This window comes from Larkinella punicea (assembly GCF_003334855.1).
Lineage (GTDB): Bacteria > Bacteroidota > Bacteroidia > Cytophagales > Spirosomataceae > Larkinella > Larkinella punicea.
Genome location: NZ_QOWE01000009.1, coordinates 240264 through 260139 on the forward strand (window position 1 = coordinate 240264; position 19876 = coordinate 260139).

Sequence of the window (19876 nt, forward strand, 5' to 3'; positions counted from 1 at the left end):
TTAAAGTGCGGAAACAACTAGTCAATTAAGTTGACTACTCTCAAAACTTCTTCTACTTTTGCCCAAAAGTAGTCAACTTGGTTTACTAAAACAAGATTCGTATAACTTTTCCTAAAAATGGCAACAGAACAAACCACACCCGTGAAAAAGTATCTCCCCCGTCTGCTCGTGCTGGTCGTTGTGGTGGCGGCTGCTTTTTACGGTTTTCAATCGTATCGCTACAATCAACAGTACGAAACAACCGATAACGCCCAAATTGAGGGCAACACGGCCCCGGTTCTGGCGCGGGTTGCCGGGTATGTGCAACAGGTTGGCATCGAAGATTATGCGGCCGTCCGGCGCGGTCAGGAACTGATCACCGTTGATCCGCAGGAATATGAAGTGGCGCTGCAACAGGCCGAGGCCGATTACCAGCAAACACTGGCCGATATTCAAACCGCCCGGGCGGATCTGCAAAATGCGCAGGCCAGTTTCCGCAATGTGCAGCAAAATCTGAAAGTCACCCAGTCGAATGCCAATGTGCAACAATTACGGGTCTCGAAAGCGGCCAACGACCTCAAACGCGACGAAAATCTGTACAAAGGCCAGTCGCTGACGCAAAAGCAACTGGATGACAGCCGCAACAACTCCGAGGTTCAGGCTCGGCAGTTCGACGCCAATGTGCAGCAGATCGGGCTGGCCAAAACCTCCGAAGCCGTGGCCCAGGCCAACATTGCGAAGGCCCAGGCCAACATTCTGAAAGCGCAGGCGCTGCTGAAAGTGAAACAGGCCGCCATCGACAACGCCAAACTGCGGTTGGGTTACGCCAAAATAACCGCTCCCATCGCCGGCAAAATCGGTAAGAAAAACGTGGTGGTCGGCCAGTATGTGCAACCCGGCCAGAACCTGTTCACCATCGTGAACGACTCGACGTTCTGGGTGGTGGCCAACTTTAAGGAAACGCAACTGCAACACATGCGCGTCGGGCAACCGGTCGATGTGAAAATCGATGCGTACCCGGATCTGGAAGTTAAAGGCAAGATCGTTTCGCTCTCGGAAGCGACCGGGGCCAAATTTGCCCTGCTGCCCGCCGACAATGCCTCCGGCAACTTTGTGAAGGTAACCCAACGGGTTCCGGTGAAAATTGAAATCGAAAATCCGGCGAAATACAAAGAACTGCTGCGGGCGGGTTTGAGTACGGACGTAGCCGTGAAAGTGCAGTAAGATGGCATCAGCAGGATTCAAAAAGTGGATTATCGTCATCACAACCGTGTCGGCAGCCATTCTGGAGCTAATCGACACGTCGATTGTCAACGTCGGGATCACCCAGATGGCGGGCAATCTCGGCGTTACGATTGAAGACATTTCATGGGTCGTCACGGCCTACGCGATTGCCAACGTGATCATCATTCCGATGACCGGTTTTCTCCAGAACTATTTTGGCCGGAAAACCTACTACATCGGTTCCATCATTCTCTTTACGATTGCGTCCTATTTCTGCGGCATTGCCGACAATCTATGGACGCTGGTGGCTTTCCGTTTTTTGCAGGGAATCGGCGGGGGCGCGTTGCTCTCGACCTCGCAGGGCATCATGTACGATGCGTTTCCGCCCTCGCAGCGCGCCATTGCCTCGGCCCTTTTCGGGATGGGCATCGTGATGGGTCCGACCCTCGGACCCACCCTGGGTGGCTACATCATCGACAATTACCACTGGAGCTGGATGTTTTTCATCAACGTTCCGATCGGGATTCTGGCGGTTTTTCTGTGCTCGACCTTTATTGACAAACAGCCGTCCGAATACAGCATCGATCGCAGTACGATCAAGATCGATCAGATCGGGATTCTGTTGCTGGCCGTGGGCGTCGGGAGTTTGCAGTATGTGCTGGAACGGGGCGAAGCAGATGACTGGTTCGACGACCGCGCCATTCTGTACCTGACCATCGTAGCCGCCATTTCCATTCCGTTGTTTCTGTGGTGGGAATTGAAAACCAAGAGTCCGGTGATGGATTTGCGGGTGGTGAAAAACCGCAATCTGGCCGTCGGTTCGGTGCTGGTGTTCATCATCGGCTACGGCTTGTTCACCTCGATTCTGCTGTTTCCATTGTTTGCCCAGCGGATTGTCGGGTATACGGCGACCAAAACCGGGAACATCCTGATTCCGGGCGGGGCGGTGGCGTTGATCATGTTTCCGGTGGTCGGGCGGTCGATGGCGGCTGGTGTTTCTCCGCGCATTTTCGCCATTCTCGGCTATCTGGCGTTCATTTTGTTCTGCTACATGATGTCGAACCTCAACGCCGACGCCAGCGAGCGCGATTTTACGTGGGCGTTGCTGGTGCGCGGGGCCGGTTTAGCGATGATCAATGCGCCATTGATCAACCAGTCGATTTCAACCTTAAAACCGTCTGAACTGCCGACCGGTATTGCGTTTACCAACATGGTGAGGCAATTGGGCGGAGCATTCGGGGTCGCGATCACTAATACGTACATCGCTCAGCGCAGTGCGGTTCACCGCAACGATCTGGTTTCGAACCTGCAACCCGGTGATGCGTTGACCACCGACCGGTTGAATGCGATGGCCCAGAGCCTGGCGTCCCGGGGTGTCAATGCGTTCGACTCCGTTACGGCCGCCTATCGAAACATGGATGCTTTGATTTCCAAACAGGCCCTGATGATTTCGTATCTGGACACGTTCCGACTCGCCGGGCTCTTTTTTGTGGTGACCCTGCCGCTGCTCTTTCTGATGCAGAACAAAAAAATGGACCCCGCAGCCGCCAAAGCCGCAGCCGATGCCGCCCACTAAACATCTCACCCCCAATCGAAATGCCCCCAACCCCCTAAAGGGGGCTAAAACCTCTGTTTTGAAAGCCCCCTTTAGGGGGTTGGGGGCATTTCGAAATCTGTTAGAACCTAATTTTCAGGTAGTTGCTCACACTAATAAAATGAAAAAATTAAGCCTATTTATATTTACCGCCTTGATCACAAACCTTGTACAGGCCCAGTCGATTCCGGACGACTTGCGGGGGCTTATCAATCAGGCCAATACCAACTATCCGCGTCTGAAAGAGCAGCAGCAACAGCTTCGGGCGGGCGAAGTACACGTAGCCATTGCCCGCTCGGCCTACCAGCCCAACATTACCGGTAACGGTATTTACCAGTACGTTACGCCCGTCGCGAAGGCCACCTTGCCGGTTAACGGTCAGGATGCTACGATTCAATTTCAGCCCAACCACAACGTCAATGCGAACATTGGCATCGGGCAGACCCTGTATGACTTTGGCCGAACGGACGCCAGCATTAAACAGGCCGTCGATCAGGTGCAGTTGCTGCGCCGAAATCTGGAACTGACCCGGCAAAACCTCAGCTATCAGGTGGCTGCGGTTTATTACGGCATCGGTTTTCTGGAAAAGAGTCTGGTAGTGCAGGATTCGGTCATTACCGTGGCGCAGGGCAACATCCGGATTTTTACAAACCGCCTGCAAAACGGTGAAGCGTTGCAGTATGATTTGCTGACGCAGCAGGTTCGGTTGAAATCCGCCCAGAATCGAAAAATTGATCTGCAAAACAATCTGGAGCGGCAACGGGCGTTATTGACGTATCTGACCGGCGATCCAAATCCGGCCATCAGCCCTGCTGCCGCTCAGTTCGATGCGCAGGTTCAGCCATTCACACTGGAAGGAAGCCTGCAAACGGCTCAATCAACAAATAAAGAAGTACAACTAGCGCAAGACCGGGTACGGGCGGCTCAAACCGATGTATTGGCCAACGACCGCAGTGGACGGCCTAACCTGAGTTTTAACGGTTCAGCGGGGTACAAAAACGGGTATTTACCGGAAATTGGCGCGCTGAGGTTTAACGTAGCGGCCGGAGTCAATTTGACGGTACCGATTTATTCCGGCAAACGATACAGTCTGCAAAACCAGGCCGCCCGTCTGAATCTGGACGCCAGCCGGTACGCCGTAGAGAATGCCAACGCCCAGTTGCGGCAGAGTCTGGAGCAGTTGAACGCCGACATTCGGAGTAATCAGCAACGGTTACAGAACCTGGAAACGCAGGTGTTACAGGCCCGGAAAGCGCTGGAAATTGCCCAGATCCGGTTAACCTCCGGCGTCATTACACCCGTTGAGTTGCAGAGCGCGGAAACCGGTGTGGAAGAAGCGGAACTGGCCCGATTGAACTATCAGTACCAACTCGTACTCAATCATTTGGAGTACAAACGATTGCTGGGCGAAAATTTATAGGTACCGGAAACGAAAAGTTGATTGTCTGGCAAACTAAAAAAGAAAACAGACGGTTCTTTCAACGTGGCCACGTACACAAATAGCCGCTCTCACACACCAGCAGATGCTCGTCTGCACGACTAGACAACCTGAAAACAGTTTACGACTATGAAAGATCGCGTAACCAACATCCTCAAGAACTTCGGCATCAAGGAATCGGCCATTCATCCTACCGTTCACTTTACGCGCGACCTGGGCCTCGACAGCCTGGACACGGTCGATTTGATCATGCAGTTGGAACAGGAATTCGGCGTTCGGATTCCCGATGAAGATTACTCAAAACTGACTACCTTTCAGGGCGTTGTAGACTATTTGCAGACGGAGCAACACGTTGCCATGCAGGACTAAGCAAAACTAAAGATAGAATACGAAAAGAGCCGACGTGCGATTCCGGAAGGATATGCACGTCGGCTCTTTTTTTGGACTACACTTCCATACTCACCAGCGCACTTCTACGCTTATCAGAATAGCGCGAAATCGATCTTTCTAAAAGATTGAGCCGCCCCAAACAAACTGCTCGAATCCACTGGCGGGTTGGAATCGCCCCGCCAGCCAGCTTTCAGTTAAGTTAATACTCTTTGCCCTTTCATTTACCGTCATCAGATCATGCGGAGTGCAGGTTTCCTTCACCTCAATGGCCGTCTGACGGTTCAACACAAAGTCAATCTCGGTTCCGGTGGTTCGCTGGTAATACTGCACCTTACCCAAACGGGCCAACTGATTGGCAATGGCATTCTCAAAAACCTGACCACCACTCACCTGGCCGATTGTCTGAAGCAGTCCTGTATCCGCGAAATAAAGCTTGGGCTGTTTGGAAAGCTCCTTATCCAACCCACTGGTGAAAGGCGTTGTGGTTTGGATGAAATAGGTGTATTCCAGTAAATGCAGGTAGTCTTTCAACTTATTTCGATTCAGCCCAACCAGACTCGACAACTTCGAATAATCAATACGGCTCCCCACCCGACTCGAAAGCATGGCAATCAGTTTGTAAAGTGTATCACTGACACTAAAATCTGACAACAGCCTGACATCCAGCTCTATGTAAGCATTTAATACATCTTTTAAATAGTCGGTTTTTGCGGCTTCGTCATCGGCTAACACAACTTCAGGAAAACCGCCAAATCGAAGATATTCTTCATAGTATCCCTTCCATTTGTCGTAAAAAGGAAAAAGAAAAGGTTGCATCCGTCCGGTTTGCAGGAGGGTAGTATCCCCATTTTTGAAACGCACAAATTCTTCAAAATCCAGCGGACTCATTTCAAAGATTTGTTTTCGACCAGCCAGACTTTCCGCGAAATGATTACGGAGATAGAAAGAACTGGAACCCGTTACGAGAAACTTAATCCCGTAAGTGTCATAAAGACTCTTGATGACACTTGGGCTGTTGGGAACCAGTTGGATTTCGTCCAGAGCAACTACCGCCGGTCTATCCAGACTCAAGCCCAGTGAAACAAGACCGCGTTCAATGTCATTGTAGGAATTCTGATTGAAGAGAATACGGTTTTCTATCCGTTCAAAATCCAGATAAAGCGTGTTGGAGTGCGGTATTTTGCTGAGTAAATGCCGTAAAGCTGTAGATTTCCCTACACGTCGCATACCGGTAATAACCGTTACCTGCTTGCGATTAAGATGCGCTTCTAAAGCGCTGTATATCCTTCTTTCAACCATTTTATCGGATAATTTGCACAAGATTTGTGCAAATTATCCGATAAAATGCATAATTGCTAAAAATCGGACAAAGTATCCAAATCTACACCTCCATACTCACCAGCGCACTGCCCCGCAAAACCGGGATGACGTCGTATAGATCGTGCTGCAAACAGTAGATAATGTCTTTGTGAATACTGAGCCGGTGCAGCCGCCGGACGTGGGAAGACGGAGCGAGGTAGGCAGGTAAATCGTTTTTTGCCTGGGCATACAGCCGCAAGGCCATCAGTCCGCTGTCTTCTGGAACCATATATTCGTCTTTCAGCCGCTCAATCAGCGCCCCGGCAAACAGGGTGTCTTCCAGATTGACACGCCCTTTCCAGCCTGCACACAAGATCAGCACGTCGTAGCGTTCGCCCTGTAGAAACCGCGCCACCGCTTCGAGGTTCAGGAATGACCCGACGAGTACTTTCACGGCGTTTCGTGAGCGCGTGATGGCGTAGGTACCGTTGGTAGTCGTCATGGCGATGTCGGCGCCGATCAGTCGCTCATCCATGTAGCTGAACGGCGAATTATCCAGTTCGAAACCGTCCACTTTTTTGGCGTTTCGTTCGGCTGCGGCCAGATAGCCCCGGCCCTGCAACTGGCTGCACTCCTCGACCGTCGCCACCGGCGTGATGCTGTTGACCCCGTGGGCAAAAGCGGTCACCATACACGAGGTAGCCCGGAATACGTCCGCTACGACAACAATGGAATTTTCGAGAGAATCGGTATGCAGGTGGAGTAAATCGGGAGTCAGGCAGACGTCGATTGTTTTCATGCTGGGAGGGATAGGAGCACGGATTGAACGGATAAAAATCAGTTTTAATCCGTTCAATCCGTGCTCCTATCTAAGTTAATTTTTTACAAAAGGTAATTTCACGACCTGTGCCTTCAACAGCCGGTCGCGGACTTTGACAAATAGTTCGGAACCCGGTTTGCTGTATTCCGTCGGAACGTAGCCCATCCCGATGCCCTTGCTAAGCGTGGGCGACTGGGTGCCGGACGTGACTTCACCGATGCGGTTTCCATCAGCGTCGCAAAGCTCGTAATGGCTCCGCGGAATGCCCCGGTCGATGAGTTCAAACCCGACCAGTTTCCGTTTCAAACCGTCCTTCTTCTGATTTTGCAGGTTTTCGGAATTGACAAACGGCTTGGTAAATTTCGTCACCCAACCCAAACCCGCTTCCAGGGGCGAAATCGTGTCGTCGACGTCGTTTCCGTAGAGGCAATAGCCCATTTCAAGCCGCAGTGTATCCCGCGCGCCCAGTCCGATGGGCTGGATGCCGTAGGGTTCTCCGGCTTTCATGATCGCGTTCCAAACGGCTTCGGCCTGTTCGTTGGCCACGTAAATCTCAAAACCGCCCGCGCCGGTGTAGCCCGTTGCTGAGACAATGACGTTGGGAAAACCGGCAAAATCCGTTTTTTCGAAGGTATAATACGACATCGAATCCAGCAGGACGTTGGTCAGCGGTTGCAGTGCCTGAGCCGCCAAGGGCCCCTGAACCGCAAACAGACAGGTGCCGTCCGAGATGTTGATCATCTCCAGGCCGCTTTCAAAATCATTCTGGCTCTGGATCCAGTTCCAGTCTTTTTCGATGTTCGACGCATTTACCACCAGCATATATTCTAACTTGCTGATCTGATAAATGAGCAGATCGTCGACCACGCCCCCTTGATCGTTGGGCAGGTAGCTGTATTGCACTTTGCCGTCGTAGAGCAGCGAGGCATCATTGGCCGACACTTTCTGAATCAGATCAAGGGCTTTTTCACCTTTCAAAATGAACTCACCCATGTGGGATACATCGAAAATTCCGACGGCATTGCGGACGGTCTGGTGCTCCAGAAGGTCGGAGGAATACCGCACCGGCATTAGAAATCCGGCAAACGGCACCATTTTTGCCCCAAGTTGTTCGTGAATCGTTTCGAGCGGTACGTGCTTTAAATCCATAAAACGGAAGAATTGTAAATGCGATTCGGATTCCGGTTCAACGCATCGATCGCGCTCTTTATCCATTCACCCGAATTACAAAACTACCGAATTGTTGACGGTTTTCCATGTACATGACCACCTGCTGCCGGTTTCTGTTTCCCTTTGTTTTTTTATTCAGCCCTTTATTAATGCTTGCTCAAACGACGATCAGGGGGCAAGTTCAGATTGATAGCACCCATCAGCCGGTTTCCTACGCGCTGATCAGCGAGCCACAGCACCGGTTTGGCACCTACGCCGACGCGCAGGGACGGTTTTCGGCCCCGATTCCGGAGGGCATCGACACGCTCCTGATTAGCTGCGTCGGCTTTGAGAATCTGCTGCTGCCACTGGCCGGTTTGTCGGACAGCACGGCGGTTTACCGGCTGCGGGCCAAACCGAACGTGCTGACCGAAATTGTGGTTCGGGGCCGAAAACCGAAGGTAGTGGCCGTTGGGGCCATTCGGAAACGCGCGCCGATTGTCTGGGGCAACTGCTCAGGCCGGAACATCGAGTTTGCGTTGCACGTTCGCAATACCAAAGGCATTCGGGGCTATTTGCACCGGGTTTCGTATCTGATTGCACGCGGGGGCGTGGCGACGGCACCGTTCCGGGTGCGCGTCTACGCCAACGCGGACGGCGAACCGGGCGAGGACCGGCTGCCCCAGAGTGTGGTGACAGCCGCCCGGCGGGGCAACACCTGGTGCGAGGTCGATCTGTCGCGCTACCAGATTGAATTCCCAAAAGAAGGCCTGTTCATTGCGATGGAATGGCTCCCGACCAACGAAGACCGGTACAAATTCGCGACCTCGTTCAAAATGCCGGATGGTCAGAAGAACGTGCGGGAGTGTTTCGGGCAATACCTGGCGTTTAACCGGGAGTTGCGCACGGCAACCTACTGGGAGCGCATCAACGGCGGCACCTGGCGACGCAACGCGCCCCTCTCGCGGGTCGGAATGGGCGAGCATCCGGTGATTCAGGCGAAGATTGCGCTGGAGTGAAGGCAACTGACCGGGATTTCTTTCGTATCTTGGCTTTGTTAACGCTAACTCGACGATGGGGACGATTGTATTCAAAGAGCAGATTAAACGCCGAAACCCGAAAGTACCCGACTCCTTGATTTACGAGAAGTTGGGCCGACGCACGCTGTACTACAAAGGGTATAAAGACGTGCTGGCGGGACGCAAAACACCGGAAGAAATCATGGGTTGCAGCGATATTCAGGGGGCGGTCGTGGCTGCTCTGCTGGGGTATTTATATACGAACATTAACCGAAAAGCGTATTTGCTGACGACAAATGAAGTGGGTTTGCTTATGCCCAACCTCGGCCGTACGGCCAACGACATTGCCATTTTTGACCGCAATACCATCACGGAACTCCACGGAAAGTATTTCAAAATACCACCCAAAGTGGTGATTGAGTTTGACATCAAAGTGGATGTTGAAGAATATGCGGCTGGTGATCAGGATTATATCTGGGATAAAACCGATAAACTTCTGGCGTTTGGCGTCGAGCGCGTCATCTGGATCACCACCACCGCCCGAAAAGTGTTCGTCGCGGCCCGCAACGAGCCGTGGATTACGCAGACCTGGTCTGATGATGTAACGGTTTTGGAAGGTTGTACCTTGAATCTGGCGGAGTTGTTAAAGGAAGAAGGGATTGCGTTTTGAGTCACGTCATAAATATGATATATAGTAATCATAAAATTAATTATTTAAAATATTTATAATTTCTAAATGAAGATCATCTCTATTCCTAATAAACTCAAATATTGGCCACTCAAAATATATATGTTTGTCAATTTCTTTTAAAACCTTTGCTCTTTTAAAATTCTCTAACAAATCTTCATCATTATCATTTAGAATTAAATATGCTATTTTAAAAATAGGTGTAGAAGTCCCAACCTTAATTTTTTTTAATTCTTTTTTTAAAGTAGTTTTATTATCTAACCTCTTTAATGCAATACACTTATTAATTAGCAATCTTAGCAAACAATTTTCCTGATGCTCATTTCTTGCTTCAATTTTATCACTAAAATTACAAATAGATTTAGCTAAGTGATTATCATTATTTTTCAAAAAATTGAAAGATTGAACCATCATTGTTTCAATTGCTTTATCGGCAGTACCTTTTTCCCAATTCCCCCAACATTCAAATATAAGAAGCAGCCCTGCAATTTGAAAAACCCTCAGAGATTCAGCGAAGTACTCTTTAGAAATCCCTACAGTGTCTCCAATCTTTAAATTGTAAGGATTATCAGTTCTTGTAATATATTTTTTATTTACAATTGATGAATTATGAACTATTATGTGTCTTCTTTCTCTATATTCTTTGATCAAGCTCCAATTTATTATATCTTTTTCCAGACTAATTTTCAGTCGAGTTTCAAAATGATCTAATAGTTGTTCAAATGTTTTCTCAATCAACATGGCTTCAACTTCCCTTTGAATTTGAGCATTAACTAACTCTTCAATTGACTCATATTCATTAATTTCTTTAAGAGACATTTTAACCTCTTTATCGTTTAGAGATTTTTGAAAAGAAGTGTAATAGAATGATAATAAGTCTGCCAACAGATATTCAAAATAGTTATTCAACATCAAAAAAGCTCCTTTAGAAAGAACTTCAAAGTTCTTTGTTGATATCTTAGATTGCTTGTCCACCATCTTTAAAAGCAAATTTGCATCTGCTTCATCAATCTGTATTTTAAAAGAACTCTTTTCATTATCGTCTCTATTTTTTTTATCATTATTTCTTATTGTATCAATATCTATACCCGATTTCTGAAACAAGGCATTAATAAATCCACTTGCTTCAGAAGCCATACTCCTGTCTTCTCCTATAGCTAAATCTCCAAATTTTTCAAAGTAATAAGAAACCGCTTTCAGGTTAGCTTGATATGTCTTATAAATATTCTCAATACCTTTTGTATTCTTCATAAGTAAACTTTATTTGTATAAAGCTAATAAACTTCAAATTTATAACGAATATAAGCAATATTTATCATTGATGAAGGCCTAAAATTAATCCTTTGCAAGTCTTACCCTAATAGAAGGTTTTTGAAGCCTACTGAGCGGGATTTGCAATCCTGATTAGCCCTCATCAATCCTATGTTGTTTTCACCCCCGGCAGGCGGTTTTTCAGAAAGGTAATCTGCCTCTGGTGGTTTGATTTGTGCTCGCAAACGTGAAATTCATTGAACACGCCAAAACCGCCCAGACGTAGCAGTAATGCATGGTTAAGTTAATCAGTACTCTACCGGAAGGCCCCTGGTAATTTCCTTTTACCTTATTCAAGCAAAAGCCCTGACCATCAAGCCCGGGCCTTTGTAAATCAGCCAACCGGCGTAAGCCGCCAACCAGATCATTAACTCGCCAGAAAGTTAATAGCCTGTTTCAGGGTGCGCTCGTTTCCGGTTTCGGGGTCGCTATACGACCGCTCACCCACCTCAATCGTTAATTCTTTCCTCATCAACTGTTTGGTATCAAGCTCTTTTCCTTCCTGGGCTTTGATCCCAACCTGATCAAACAAACTGATGATCGCGGGCATACCCGCCGGGGATTGATAAAACCGGTGGGAAACGTAACCGGCTTCGTTTTCAAACCGGACGGCAAAGAAAGGTATTCCCTTGCGTTCACTAACGCCCTCCTCAATGTGCGTGATCGTAACGGTTTGTCGACCATCAGCCAATACCGTCTTGTACTGCCCTTCTTCTACTGCGACTTTCATAGCGTTGATGGGGCAAACCCTTTCAATCAGATTTTATATCCTTTTCCTTCAACGAACACTTTCTGATTGTATACTCATCTTTTATCAACTCATGTGGATCGTTTTTTCGTTACTGGCCGCTCTAGCTTCCGCTGTCGTGGTGACACTTTCCAAAGCGGGCATCAAACACGTTGATTCCAGCCTGGCGTTTGCGATTCAATCGGTTTGCATTCTTCTGGTGTCGTGGGGCGTCGTGATCGGGCAAGGCAATCTGCCGGATGTCAGTCGCATTGAACGGCGCGTCTGGATTTACCTGATCGCTGCGGGCATCATCACCTGCGTATCGTCACTGCTTACATTTCGAGCGTTGAAATTAGGCGATGCGTCCCGCACGTCGCCACTGGACAAAATCTCGCTGCTGTTTACGATTATCCTGGCGGTTATCTTCCTGAAAGAAAAAATCAACTGGCAAATCATCACCGGAGCACTCCTGATGGCTGGTGGGGCAGTGTTGATCGCGCTGTCGAAGGAATAACCGGTATGGGGCAAACCCCGCTTACTCACTCTTTCAGCAATTTACTGCGCCGAACGGTTTGCCCGTCTTCATCCTGAATCAATACAAAAAACAGGCCCGGTGGCAAGGTAGACACGTCGATGTTCCCGGAATAATCGGTAGCGGTCCGGGTCAGGAGTGCCGAGCGAAGGGCTATGCCCCGGACATCCACCAGCGTAAACCGGTAGGTCCGGCTTTTGACCGATTCCGGCACAAACGCAACCGTCACCTGCCGGGAAGCGGGATTCGGCGAAACCCGCAGGCTCATTCCCGAACTGACGGGCGGATTTACCGACGTAATGACGTCCAGCGTGATTTCTGCCGAAACCAGTTCGGCACAGCCGTTGGCATTGGCACGAACCGAATACCGTCCCGATTGTGTGGCCGTATACAATTGCTGCGTGGCTCCCGCAATCGGAACGCCGTTCAATAACCACTGGTTGCCCGTTGTCGCATTGGATCGCAGGGTGTAGCCATCGCGGGTAATCACCGGTGCCTGCGGATCTTTGACCGTAACGACGACAGCCGCCGAGGTCGCCGTGGGGCACTCGCCCGACACCCGGACGCTGTAGGAACCGGCAGCAGCCACCGACAGCGTAGCGGATGTAGCCGCCGAAATCGCCTGTCCGTTCAACAACCACTGATAGGCATAACCGGCCACATTCTGCGCCCGCAGCACCACCGAACTGCCCCGGCAAATGTCCGTCGCGCCGTCCGGCGTTACCACCGCCACCACCGCAGAACCCGGTTTTGGCGTCACGGCCACGCGCTCCGATGCCGGGCAACCCGCTGCTTTCACCCGCAGGTTGTAGAAGTAATAATAGGCATTCGTCAGCGTGTCCCCGTTGAACAGTGATCCTTTCAGACTGATGACGCCGGGAATCTGGAACGGAAAACCCGTGACGCCGACATTACTCCGAAAAATAGTAGCACCATCTTCATAAGCAATACCAATCGTGTAATTGCCCGCTTCAGGAATCGACAGATTAAGCAGATAATTGGCGCCCGGATCGGTGGGGTCGTCCGATTGCTGGCCCGACGGGGGCGTTCCAACGGGCGTGTTGGGACTTCGCGTGGGCGTCACATCGAGTGTTACGCTGGAAACGAAGGCTCCATCCGGTTTCTGAACCGTAAACGTAATCCGTCCTGCACTGCCAATATACAGCCGGGCACTTTCCAGAACGATCGGAACCTGCGTCGAAATCACCGGTTGCGGCCCAAAATTCCCCGAATACGTCCCACCGCCAAACGCCTGTTTCGTGGTCGGGCCGAACGTGCCGGCAAATTGGTTGAGTGCGGCATAATAAATTCCGCTGGCCGGTTGGCTGAGCGCCGTTGCCTGATTGCCCGCACCGATCAGGTTACCGCCCGTCGGGGCATCGTACCAGAAAGCTGTGCCACTGCCGGTATTTCGGAGAGAAACCGCACTGTTGTCACAGGCGGAAACCGAAAAACTGCCCTGCTCGGTGATGGCTGCCGAAGTCGTCAGAATGCCGACCAGTTGATCGTTTGCCGCATTTTGATCCGCTGGCAAACGCGTCTGAACCGTGAAGCGATAGGCGGTTGTGGTTCTGAATTCGGCTAAGCCACGCAGAACCAACCGGGCTTCCTGCGACGGCCCCAACGCTACTCTCAGCGTGTCGCTCAGGTTGGCAACAGCCGCACCAAAAGGGGCCAGAATCTGAACCGTCACCGGAATGTTCCGCTGCTCGGTGGAGCCATAATTCCGAACCGTCACCGCTACCTGAATCTCGGACTGGCTGCAAAAACCGTTCTGGGGCGACACCAACGCACTGATTCCGACATCGCTTTGCGGTCGAACGAAGCGCACCAGATAATCCTGCGTTTCGCCGTTGGCATAATTTCCGCAAGCCTGCACGGCACTGGCATCACTCGTTTCGACCGTCACAATCCGCAGGCGCGTAGATTGTCCTTCTACCAAACCGCCCGGCACCGTTACGGTTGTCGAGAACGTGGCCGTAGTCGTCAGCACACCCGAGGTAGCCACTAGCTCGTCGGCGTCATCAAAATCACCGTCTAAATTCCAGTCGATAAACGCTCTTGTAACAGTCTGCCGGTTTTCGCCACAACTGCCGAGGGTGATGTTCAATGGTAACTGCTGCCCGATGGAGACGTTGGTGATGACACTGGAGAAATCTGAATACGACTGGCAGCCGTCGCGCCCGGCCTGATCGATGGTACCGAAACGAACGCGGTCGATGTTGGCCGCACCCGCCGACGTAGCCGCCGATGCACAATAGGCTTTCCCGCCGGTTCCGCTGACGATCAGACCGAAATCCTGTCTTCCATTTGCCAGACTGTTTTTGTGCGAAATAGTCAGCGTATAGGTTTTTCCGGGAATGGCGTCGGCAATCAGAATCTGCTCCACATTGTCCCGAAGGTTATCCCCGCGCGTCGCCGGATTCGCCGGGTTGGCCGGATCGAGCACCCAGGGTAACAGTGTCTGTGAACCATCCGCCACCCGAATGTCCAGGTCGTTGACCAGTCGCGGACTGCGGTTATTGAAATTCGTCACGGAAGCACCCAGACTCGTCCCGGCCGGATCGGTCCAGCAAATCGTGACCACCAGCGGTCCGCGCCCCGAGGCTACGATCTGCACGGTTTGTCGTTCGCCCTGATTCAGCGTTCGCTCTTCCAGCAAATGGCTTTTGTCGGTATTGGCAATAACGCGCGCGGCTTTTTCCACATTGAGCAGCCCCCAGCCAAACCGGTAGTCGGGGCCGGGCGCGTCACCGGCTTCATTGGCGGTGTGCAACGCCAGTCCTTTCAGCGTCGACGATCGCATGAGCTGGCCGTTGTGCGACTGGCTGTAGTATTCCTGCAACAAAAGCAACGATCCCGACACGTTGGGTGCCGCCATCGACGTGCCGGAAAGTGTGGCGTAGGCATTGTCATTGGCCGACCCGGCAGCCAGCACGCTGACGCCCACGCCCACCAGATCCGGTTTAATGCGCCCGTCGTCGGTCGGCCCCCAAGAACTGAAACCCGCCAGCCGGACGTCCGAAGGTTGGGCATATTCGGTGGCAATGCTGCTGACGGCCCCCACCGACAGAATATTTTTGGCGTTGCAATCCGTCGAAATCTGGTCGTAACCATTCTGATTATTCCGGGGGGTGCGGCTGGCAGCATTCCGGTTGACGAGCCAGTAGGGTTCGTTGGCTCCCGGGCCATTCTGCCCGTGCGTATTTCCCGCCGATTTCACCAGCAGATAATACGGAGCCGCCACGGCGATGCGGTCCAGATCGCGGGCACCGCTGTTGTAAATCCCGAATTTGTAATCATCCAACGCATTGACCGTTGTATCGCCCCACCATTCCCATTTGACGTCACCCGCGCGGTCGGCATTAAAAACCCAACCGGCCTGAATGTTGTATGAATGATTGGAAAGCAGCAAATCAGCCGCAGCCGCAGCGATTTCGGCGTCATCATTGCTGAAGTCATACGCTTTCAGATTGGCTCCGAAAGCCATTCCCTGCGCCCGGTCGTTTACCCCGGCACCGATCATGATGCCAGCCACGTGGGTCGGGTGATTGCTGATGGCACCGCTGCTGTCCACTTGTGTGACCCGCCCGGTCAATTCCGCGTGGGTCAGGCGCACTTTGCCGCCATCCCAGATGCCCAGTTTGTCGCGCACAGCCGCGCTGGTGCCCGACAGGTTCAGGCCGAGCGAACCGCCGGTATACAGCGATGAGGTACGGGTCGTATTGCCCGCCCGAGTAGCACTATTTGTCGCCTTAAAGAGCAGATTATTGTGTTCATCGACGCCGTGGAGAAGCATGACCGTTCCGTCTGAGCGTTCCTGACGCAGCGGAATCTTCCGTTTCTGAGCGATTTCTACAGCCCGAAGGTACGCCGGGCGACGGTTTTGCTGCAAACCCTGACTAAGCTGGTTGAGAACCGACCGTTGTTGCCGGTTGTAAAGCGGTTTTTGAGCATTGGCTCCGAGCGCCATTCCTACCAGCAAGCCAATCCACAGAAATCGGAAACGTGAAGCCATAAAAAAATGCTAAGCCCAACAAGTTATTAAAACTGTTGGGCTTAGCATGTAATCAGAACGGATTTTTAATCCGTTTAGTATTAAACCGCCTTCTGGGCAGACAGAACTACGTCTTTTACCTTTTTAGTGGTCGCGTTGGAAACTTCAACCCGGTAAGTACCGTTTACGGCATCTTTCAAACCGAAATGAACCGTGTTTCCTTCTCCCAATTGCTCGCTGGCAATCACTTCGCCGTTCAATTTTGACAACCGAACCGTAATCGGCTGATCATCAACCCTATTGACAACGACGGTTACATTCGCCTGCGGAGCGGATTGGCCCATCAACGAACCAAGCAGTGATTTAGGAGTAACGGCGTCGACTACGCAAATCATAATAAAGCCCATCCCAAGGGCCATTAACGAAGCTTTCAGTGTGGTGTTCATCTTTCTATTTGTTTACAGTGGAAAACCTTTTTTCGAACTATTCAACAAAGTAACTATTAAAAGACGATATAAAGTTCTACCCGTTTAAAGCACTGGTTTTCAGTGCAATTTCGATTTCAACAGGTTATTACAATTGTATTTATGCGCACCAAATATTATTTGGCTTCCAGTAAAAACGGATTCATTTAATTTTCAGATAAGCCGCTTACTCAAGAATCAGAAATAATTGAAAAATTCAAAAATTCTTTATATAATACAATTTTATTTTTCACCAAATGAAGACAATTTGAGGTTTTACCTAAATCTGGCTATTTTGAAAATGCCTGAAATGGCTCTAAAACGGGCCTTTTGGCCATAAAATATTGAAACCCGAACCTATTGAATAGTAAACACAATAGCCTGGAATAATGCAACGAGATCTTGCTGCACTATTGACACTGTTTTAAATGAAAAGCGCAAAAAAAAGCGGTGTAGGTTGATCCTACACCGCTTCCGTGGTTTCCGGCTCCGCCAGAACCGGTTTTGGTTGCTTCGGCGGGGGAATATACTGCCGGAAAAAGCTGGCAATTTTCATTTGCAAAACGCCAAACACGGCTTCTTTGAATATTCCGCTCGACATTTTGGAGGCTCCCCGGGTGCGATCGGTGAAGATAATCGGCACTTCGGTGATGCGATACCCGTATTTCCAGGCTAGAAACTTCATCTCGATCTGGAAGGCGTAGCCAACAAACCGAATATTATTTTGCAGGACGGTTTTCAGTACGTCCCGGCTGTAGCAAATGAATCCGGCGGTGGGGTCCATGACCGACATCCCGGTGATGAAGCGAACGTAAATTCCGGCAAAATACGACATCAAAACCCGGCCCATCGGCCAGTTTACCACATTGACGCCCGTGATGTATCGGGAGCCAATGGCCACGTCGTTGCCGGTGTCGACACAGGCTTCGTAGAGTCGCGCCAGATCGTCGGGGTTGTGAGAGAAATCGGCATCCATTTCGCAAATATACCGGTATCCTTGATCCAGCGCCCAGCGAAAACCGGTGATATAGGCTGTTCCGAGTCCCAGCTTGCCTTTCCGCTCCATCAAGTGAAGCCGCCACGGCAAACCGTCGGCGCCGTACTCCTGCTGCAATTCTTTCACGCGCCGGGCCGTGCCATCCGGTGATCCATCATCGACAATCAGCACATCGAAAGGCGTCGGCAGACTCATTACCTTCCGAATAATGAGTTCGATGTTTTCAATTTCGTTATAGGTCGGAATGACCACTAAGCATTCTTTCAAGGTAACAAACGGGTTAGAGTAGGCTAGTCATAAAATAACAAAAAAAAATACCGGAATCAGGTACTACTCCCCTTAAAATTTGTTAAAACCGGGTATTACTCAGCGATTTCCGCCTTCGCCAGTCGCGCGCCCAACGCTTTTGCTTTCCGGATGCAGTCAGACAGGCTCGGCCCCTCATACCAGTTGGCGCACACATACAAACCGTCCGTTTCCAGCGTCGGCATCTGCTCCCGAACCGGCACCATCCGGGCGTCGTACTGCGGAATAGCCCGTTCCCAGCGCGTGAGCCACTGCCGCACCGGCACTTCGGCCCGAATGCCAAAAGCCTGAACGAGTTCGCGATGCACCTGCTGCCGAATGACCTCGTCCGGATGCCGGGTATTTTCCGCTCCCTGCTGTCCGCCCACCAAACTGGTAAACAATACTTCATCCGCCGGGCAGCGGTCGTCAAAAACCGAACTGCTCCAGATGTGGCCGGCTACAAACTGTTTTTCGACTCTTGGATTCAGACCGCCAAAACCGTCGAGCGGGTGGGTAACATCGGCGCGTTTATAAATCGAATGAACGGCGGTCATGGGCGGATATTCGATTTGGCGAAGCCGGTTGGCCACGTCCGGCCAGGTCGTTTCGAGCAGGTGAGCCGCAGCGGCTGTGTCACAGGCCAACACGACATCATCGGCAGAGTAGCGCCCGCTTTGGGCTTCGAGCAACCAGCCGGTTTCTGTTTTGGTCAGGCGGTTTATCGAGTCGTTCAGGTTGAGGGCCGTGAGTTGGGCAGCCAGGGCATTGGGCAGCGTTTGCAATCCCTCTCGGAAACTGAACGACTGCCGACGCTCCGCCGAACCGGCCTTTTTGATGAAGCCTTTCAGCACCGAACCATACTGTTTTTCGTATTCCAGCAACATCGGATAGGTTTCCGAAACCAGGAGCTGATCGGGGTCACCGGCATATACTCCAGCCACGAACGGCGCGAGGGCATAATCGACCACTTCCTGCGAAAACCGCCGGCGAAAAAAAGCGCTCAAGGTTTCGCCGGGGGGCGAAACCGTCGGATTAGAACGCTCCCGCCAGAACGCTTTTTTGGTTTCCCAGCTAAAGAACGACGAAAAAAGCAGCGACAACGGCCCCGCGGGCAATTTGCGATAGGCTCCGTTTCGGTAAATATACCGCGCTTTACTCACCGGTTTGGCAAACCGAATGTCTGGTGTCAGCCCCAACTGATCGAGCCAGGCCAGCAAAGCCGCATCACCCAGCAGCGAATTCGGTCCGCGTTCAATCAGATACGGTCCGTCGCGCCGGGACTGCATGAGTCCGCCCGGTTCACGCCCGCGATCGAACAACCGATACGGTATCTGGCGTTGCTGAAGGTCATACGCCAGCGTCAGGCCCGAGATACCTGCTCCAATAATGGCAATCATTTCGTTAAATTTTTCAGTCGGGTCGGTAGCTTGCTTTTTTTCACGCTGCTGGTATCCGTCGTTTTTTTACGCCGTTCCAACGCTTCCGTCACCTTTTTATAAATTTCGGCCAACTGTTCCGGGTCCGATGAGTAATAGGTGTAACTCTTCGAATAAGCAGCCGTATCGACCTGGTATTTTCGAAAAATCTGTTTTTCGAGATGCTTGTAAATCAACGTGTTGCTATCCTGCGAAATCCGGTTCAGCTTCGTAACCCGGGCTTCGGCCAAATGGATTTCGGTCAGAATCTGCGCCATTTTTGCTTCCGGAATCAGGTTTTCGGGCGCTTCTGCCACGGGCGTTTGGCAGGCCTCCAACAGAGCCAGAAGCAGGAACAGCAGGCCTATTCGGAATTGGCTGCACAGTTGCGCGTTCATTTTCGTTATTTTTGTCAAAGCTGGCATTTGAATAGCCCCTAAATCCGTAACGACGGCCCGGCCCTAAAGGGGACTTGGACACCGAAGTATCCAGATTCATAAAATCCCCTGAAGGGAATTTAGGGATATGGAAAGTTATGCAAA

The 19876-nt window shown here is 51.1% G+C and carries 17 protein-coding genes; 7 read left to right on the forward strand and 10 right to left on the reverse strand.

Annotation, left to right across the window (positions count from 1 at the left end):
• Nucleotides 1-141: 141 nt before the first annotated feature.
• From DUE52_RS13115 to acpP, 4 genes are all read left to right on the forward strand, one after another.
• Nucleotides 142-1203: an HlyD family secretion protein gene (locus DUE52_RS13115; protein WP_229312157.1), complete on the forward strand. Its 1062-nt coding sequence runs from the start codon at nt 142-144 to the stop codon at nt 1201-1203.
• Nucleotide 1204: 1 nt separating this feature from the next.
• Complete coding sequence (locus DUE52_RS13120; protein ID WP_114406461.1) at nt 1205-2779, forward strand: DHA2 family efflux MFS transporter permease subunit; 1575 nt, start codon at nt 1205-1207, stop codon at nt 2777-2779.
• Between the two features lie 172 nt (nt 2780-2951).
• Nucleotides 2952-4217 (forward strand): TolC family protein, encoded by a 1266-nt coding sequence (locus tag DUE52_RS13125; protein ID WP_310587805.1) that lies wholly within the window; start codon nt 2952-2954, stop codon nt 4215-4217.
• Between the two features lie 147 nt (nt 4218-4364).
• A complete protein-coding gene (acpP, locus tag DUE52_RS13130; protein WP_114406463.1) occupies nt 4365-4604 on the forward strand; it encodes an acyl carrier protein in 240 nt (79 codons plus the stop codon).
• A gap of 138 nt (nt 4605-4742) precedes the next feature.
• Here the strand turns inward: acpP and DUE52_RS13135 are convergent, their stop codons facing one another.
• The 3 genes from DUE52_RS13135 to gcvT all read right to left on the reverse strand — a co-directional run bounded on the left by DUE52_RS13135 (nt 4743) and on the right by gcvT (nt 7893).
• Nucleotides 4743-5924: an ATP-binding protein gene (locus DUE52_RS13135; protein ID WP_114406464.1), complete on the reverse strand. Its 1182-nt coding sequence runs from the start codon at nt 5922-5924 to the stop codon at nt 4743-4745.
• 82 nt (nt 5925-6006) lie between these two features.
• A complete protein-coding gene (locus DUE52_RS13140) occupies nt 6007-6723 on the reverse strand; it encodes a 2-phosphosulfolactate phosphatase (RefSeq protein ID WP_114406465.1) in 717 nt (238 codons plus the stop codon).
• A gap of 75 nt (nt 6724-6798) precedes the next feature.
• Complete coding sequence (gene gcvT, locus DUE52_RS13145) at nt 6799-7893, reverse strand: glycine cleavage system aminomethyltransferase GcvT (RefSeq protein ID WP_114406517.1); 1095 nt, start codon at nt 7891-7893, stop codon at nt 6799-6801.
• A gap of 170 nt (nt 7894-8063) precedes the next feature.
• Here gcvT and DUE52_RS13150 point away from each other — a divergent pair, with 170 nt between their 5' ends.
• Together DUE52_RS13150 and DUE52_RS13155 are read left to right on the forward strand one after the other, a co-directional pair.
• Nucleotides 8064-8912 (forward strand): carboxypeptidase-like regulatory domain-containing protein, encoded by an 849-nt coding sequence (locus DUE52_RS13150; RefSeq protein WP_165840931.1) that lies wholly within the window; start codon nt 8064-8066, stop codon nt 8910-8912.
• A gap of 55 nt (nt 8913-8967) precedes the next feature.
• Nucleotides 8968-9582, forward strand: coding sequence for a Uma2 family endonuclease (locus tag DUE52_RS13155; protein WP_114406467.1), 615 nt, complete (start codon nt 8968-8970; stop codon nt 9580-9582).
• A 36-nt stretch (nt 9583-9618) separates the two neighbouring features.
• Here DUE52_RS13155 and DUE52_RS13160 read toward each other — a convergent pair whose 3' ends face one another.
• Both DUE52_RS13160 and DUE52_RS13165 read right to left on the reverse strand, forming a co-directional pair.
• The gene (locus DUE52_RS13160; protein ID WP_114406468.1) at nt 9619-10851 is read right to left on the reverse strand and encodes a ubiquitin family protein; all 1233 of its coding nucleotides are present in this window, start codon (nt 10849-10851) and stop codon (nt 9619-9621) included.
• Between the two features lie 427 nt (nt 10852-11278).
• Nucleotides 11279-11641, reverse strand: coding sequence for a hypothetical protein (locus DUE52_RS13165; RefSeq protein ID WP_114406469.1), 363 nt, complete (start codon nt 11639-11641; stop codon nt 11279-11281).
• Nucleotides 11642-11732: 91 nt separating this feature from the next.
• Here DUE52_RS13165 and DUE52_RS13170 point away from each other — a divergent pair, with 91 nt between their 5' ends.
• Nucleotides 11733-12155, forward strand: a complete 423-nt coding sequence (locus DUE52_RS13170) for an EamA family transporter (protein WP_114406470.1) — start codon at nt 11733-11735, stop codon at nt 12153-12155.
• A gap of 25 nt (nt 12156-12180) precedes the next feature.
• Here the strand turns inward: DUE52_RS13170 and DUE52_RS13175 are convergent, their stop codons facing one another.
• The 5 genes from DUE52_RS13175 to DUE52_RS13195 all read right to left on the reverse strand — a co-directional run bounded on the left by DUE52_RS13175 (nt 12181) and on the right by DUE52_RS13195 (nt 19732).
• Nucleotides 12181-16191, reverse strand: a complete 4011-nt coding sequence (locus DUE52_RS13175; RefSeq protein WP_114406471.1) for a S8 family serine peptidase — start codon at nt 16189-16191, stop codon at nt 12181-12183.
• 80 nt (nt 16192-16271) lie between these two features.
• Nucleotides 16272-16616, reverse strand: coding sequence for a T9SS type A sorting domain-containing protein (locus tag DUE52_RS13180; protein ID WP_114406472.1), 345 nt, complete (start codon nt 16614-16616; stop codon nt 16272-16274).
• A 481-nt stretch (nt 16617-17097) separates the two neighbouring features.
• Nucleotides 17098-17898, reverse strand: a complete 801-nt coding sequence (locus tag DUE52_RS13185) for a polyprenol monophosphomannose synthase (protein ID WP_114406473.1) — start codon at nt 17896-17898, stop codon at nt 17098-17100.
• Nucleotides 17899-17993: 95 nt separating this feature from the next.
• On the reverse strand, nt 17994-19316 hold the full coding sequence (gene hemG, locus DUE52_RS13190; RefSeq protein WP_114406474.1) for a protoporphyrinogen oxidase: 1323 nt from the start codon (nt 19314-19316) through the stop codon (nt 17994-17996).
• On the reverse strand, nt 19313-19732 hold the full coding sequence (locus DUE52_RS13195; RefSeq protein ID WP_114406475.1) for a DUF4296 domain-containing protein: 420 nt from the start codon (nt 19730-19732) through the stop codon (nt 19313-19315). The genes hemG and DUE52_RS13195 overlap by 4 nt, the downstream gene beginning before the upstream one ends.
• Between the last annotated feature and the right edge of the window lie 144 nt (nt 19733-19876).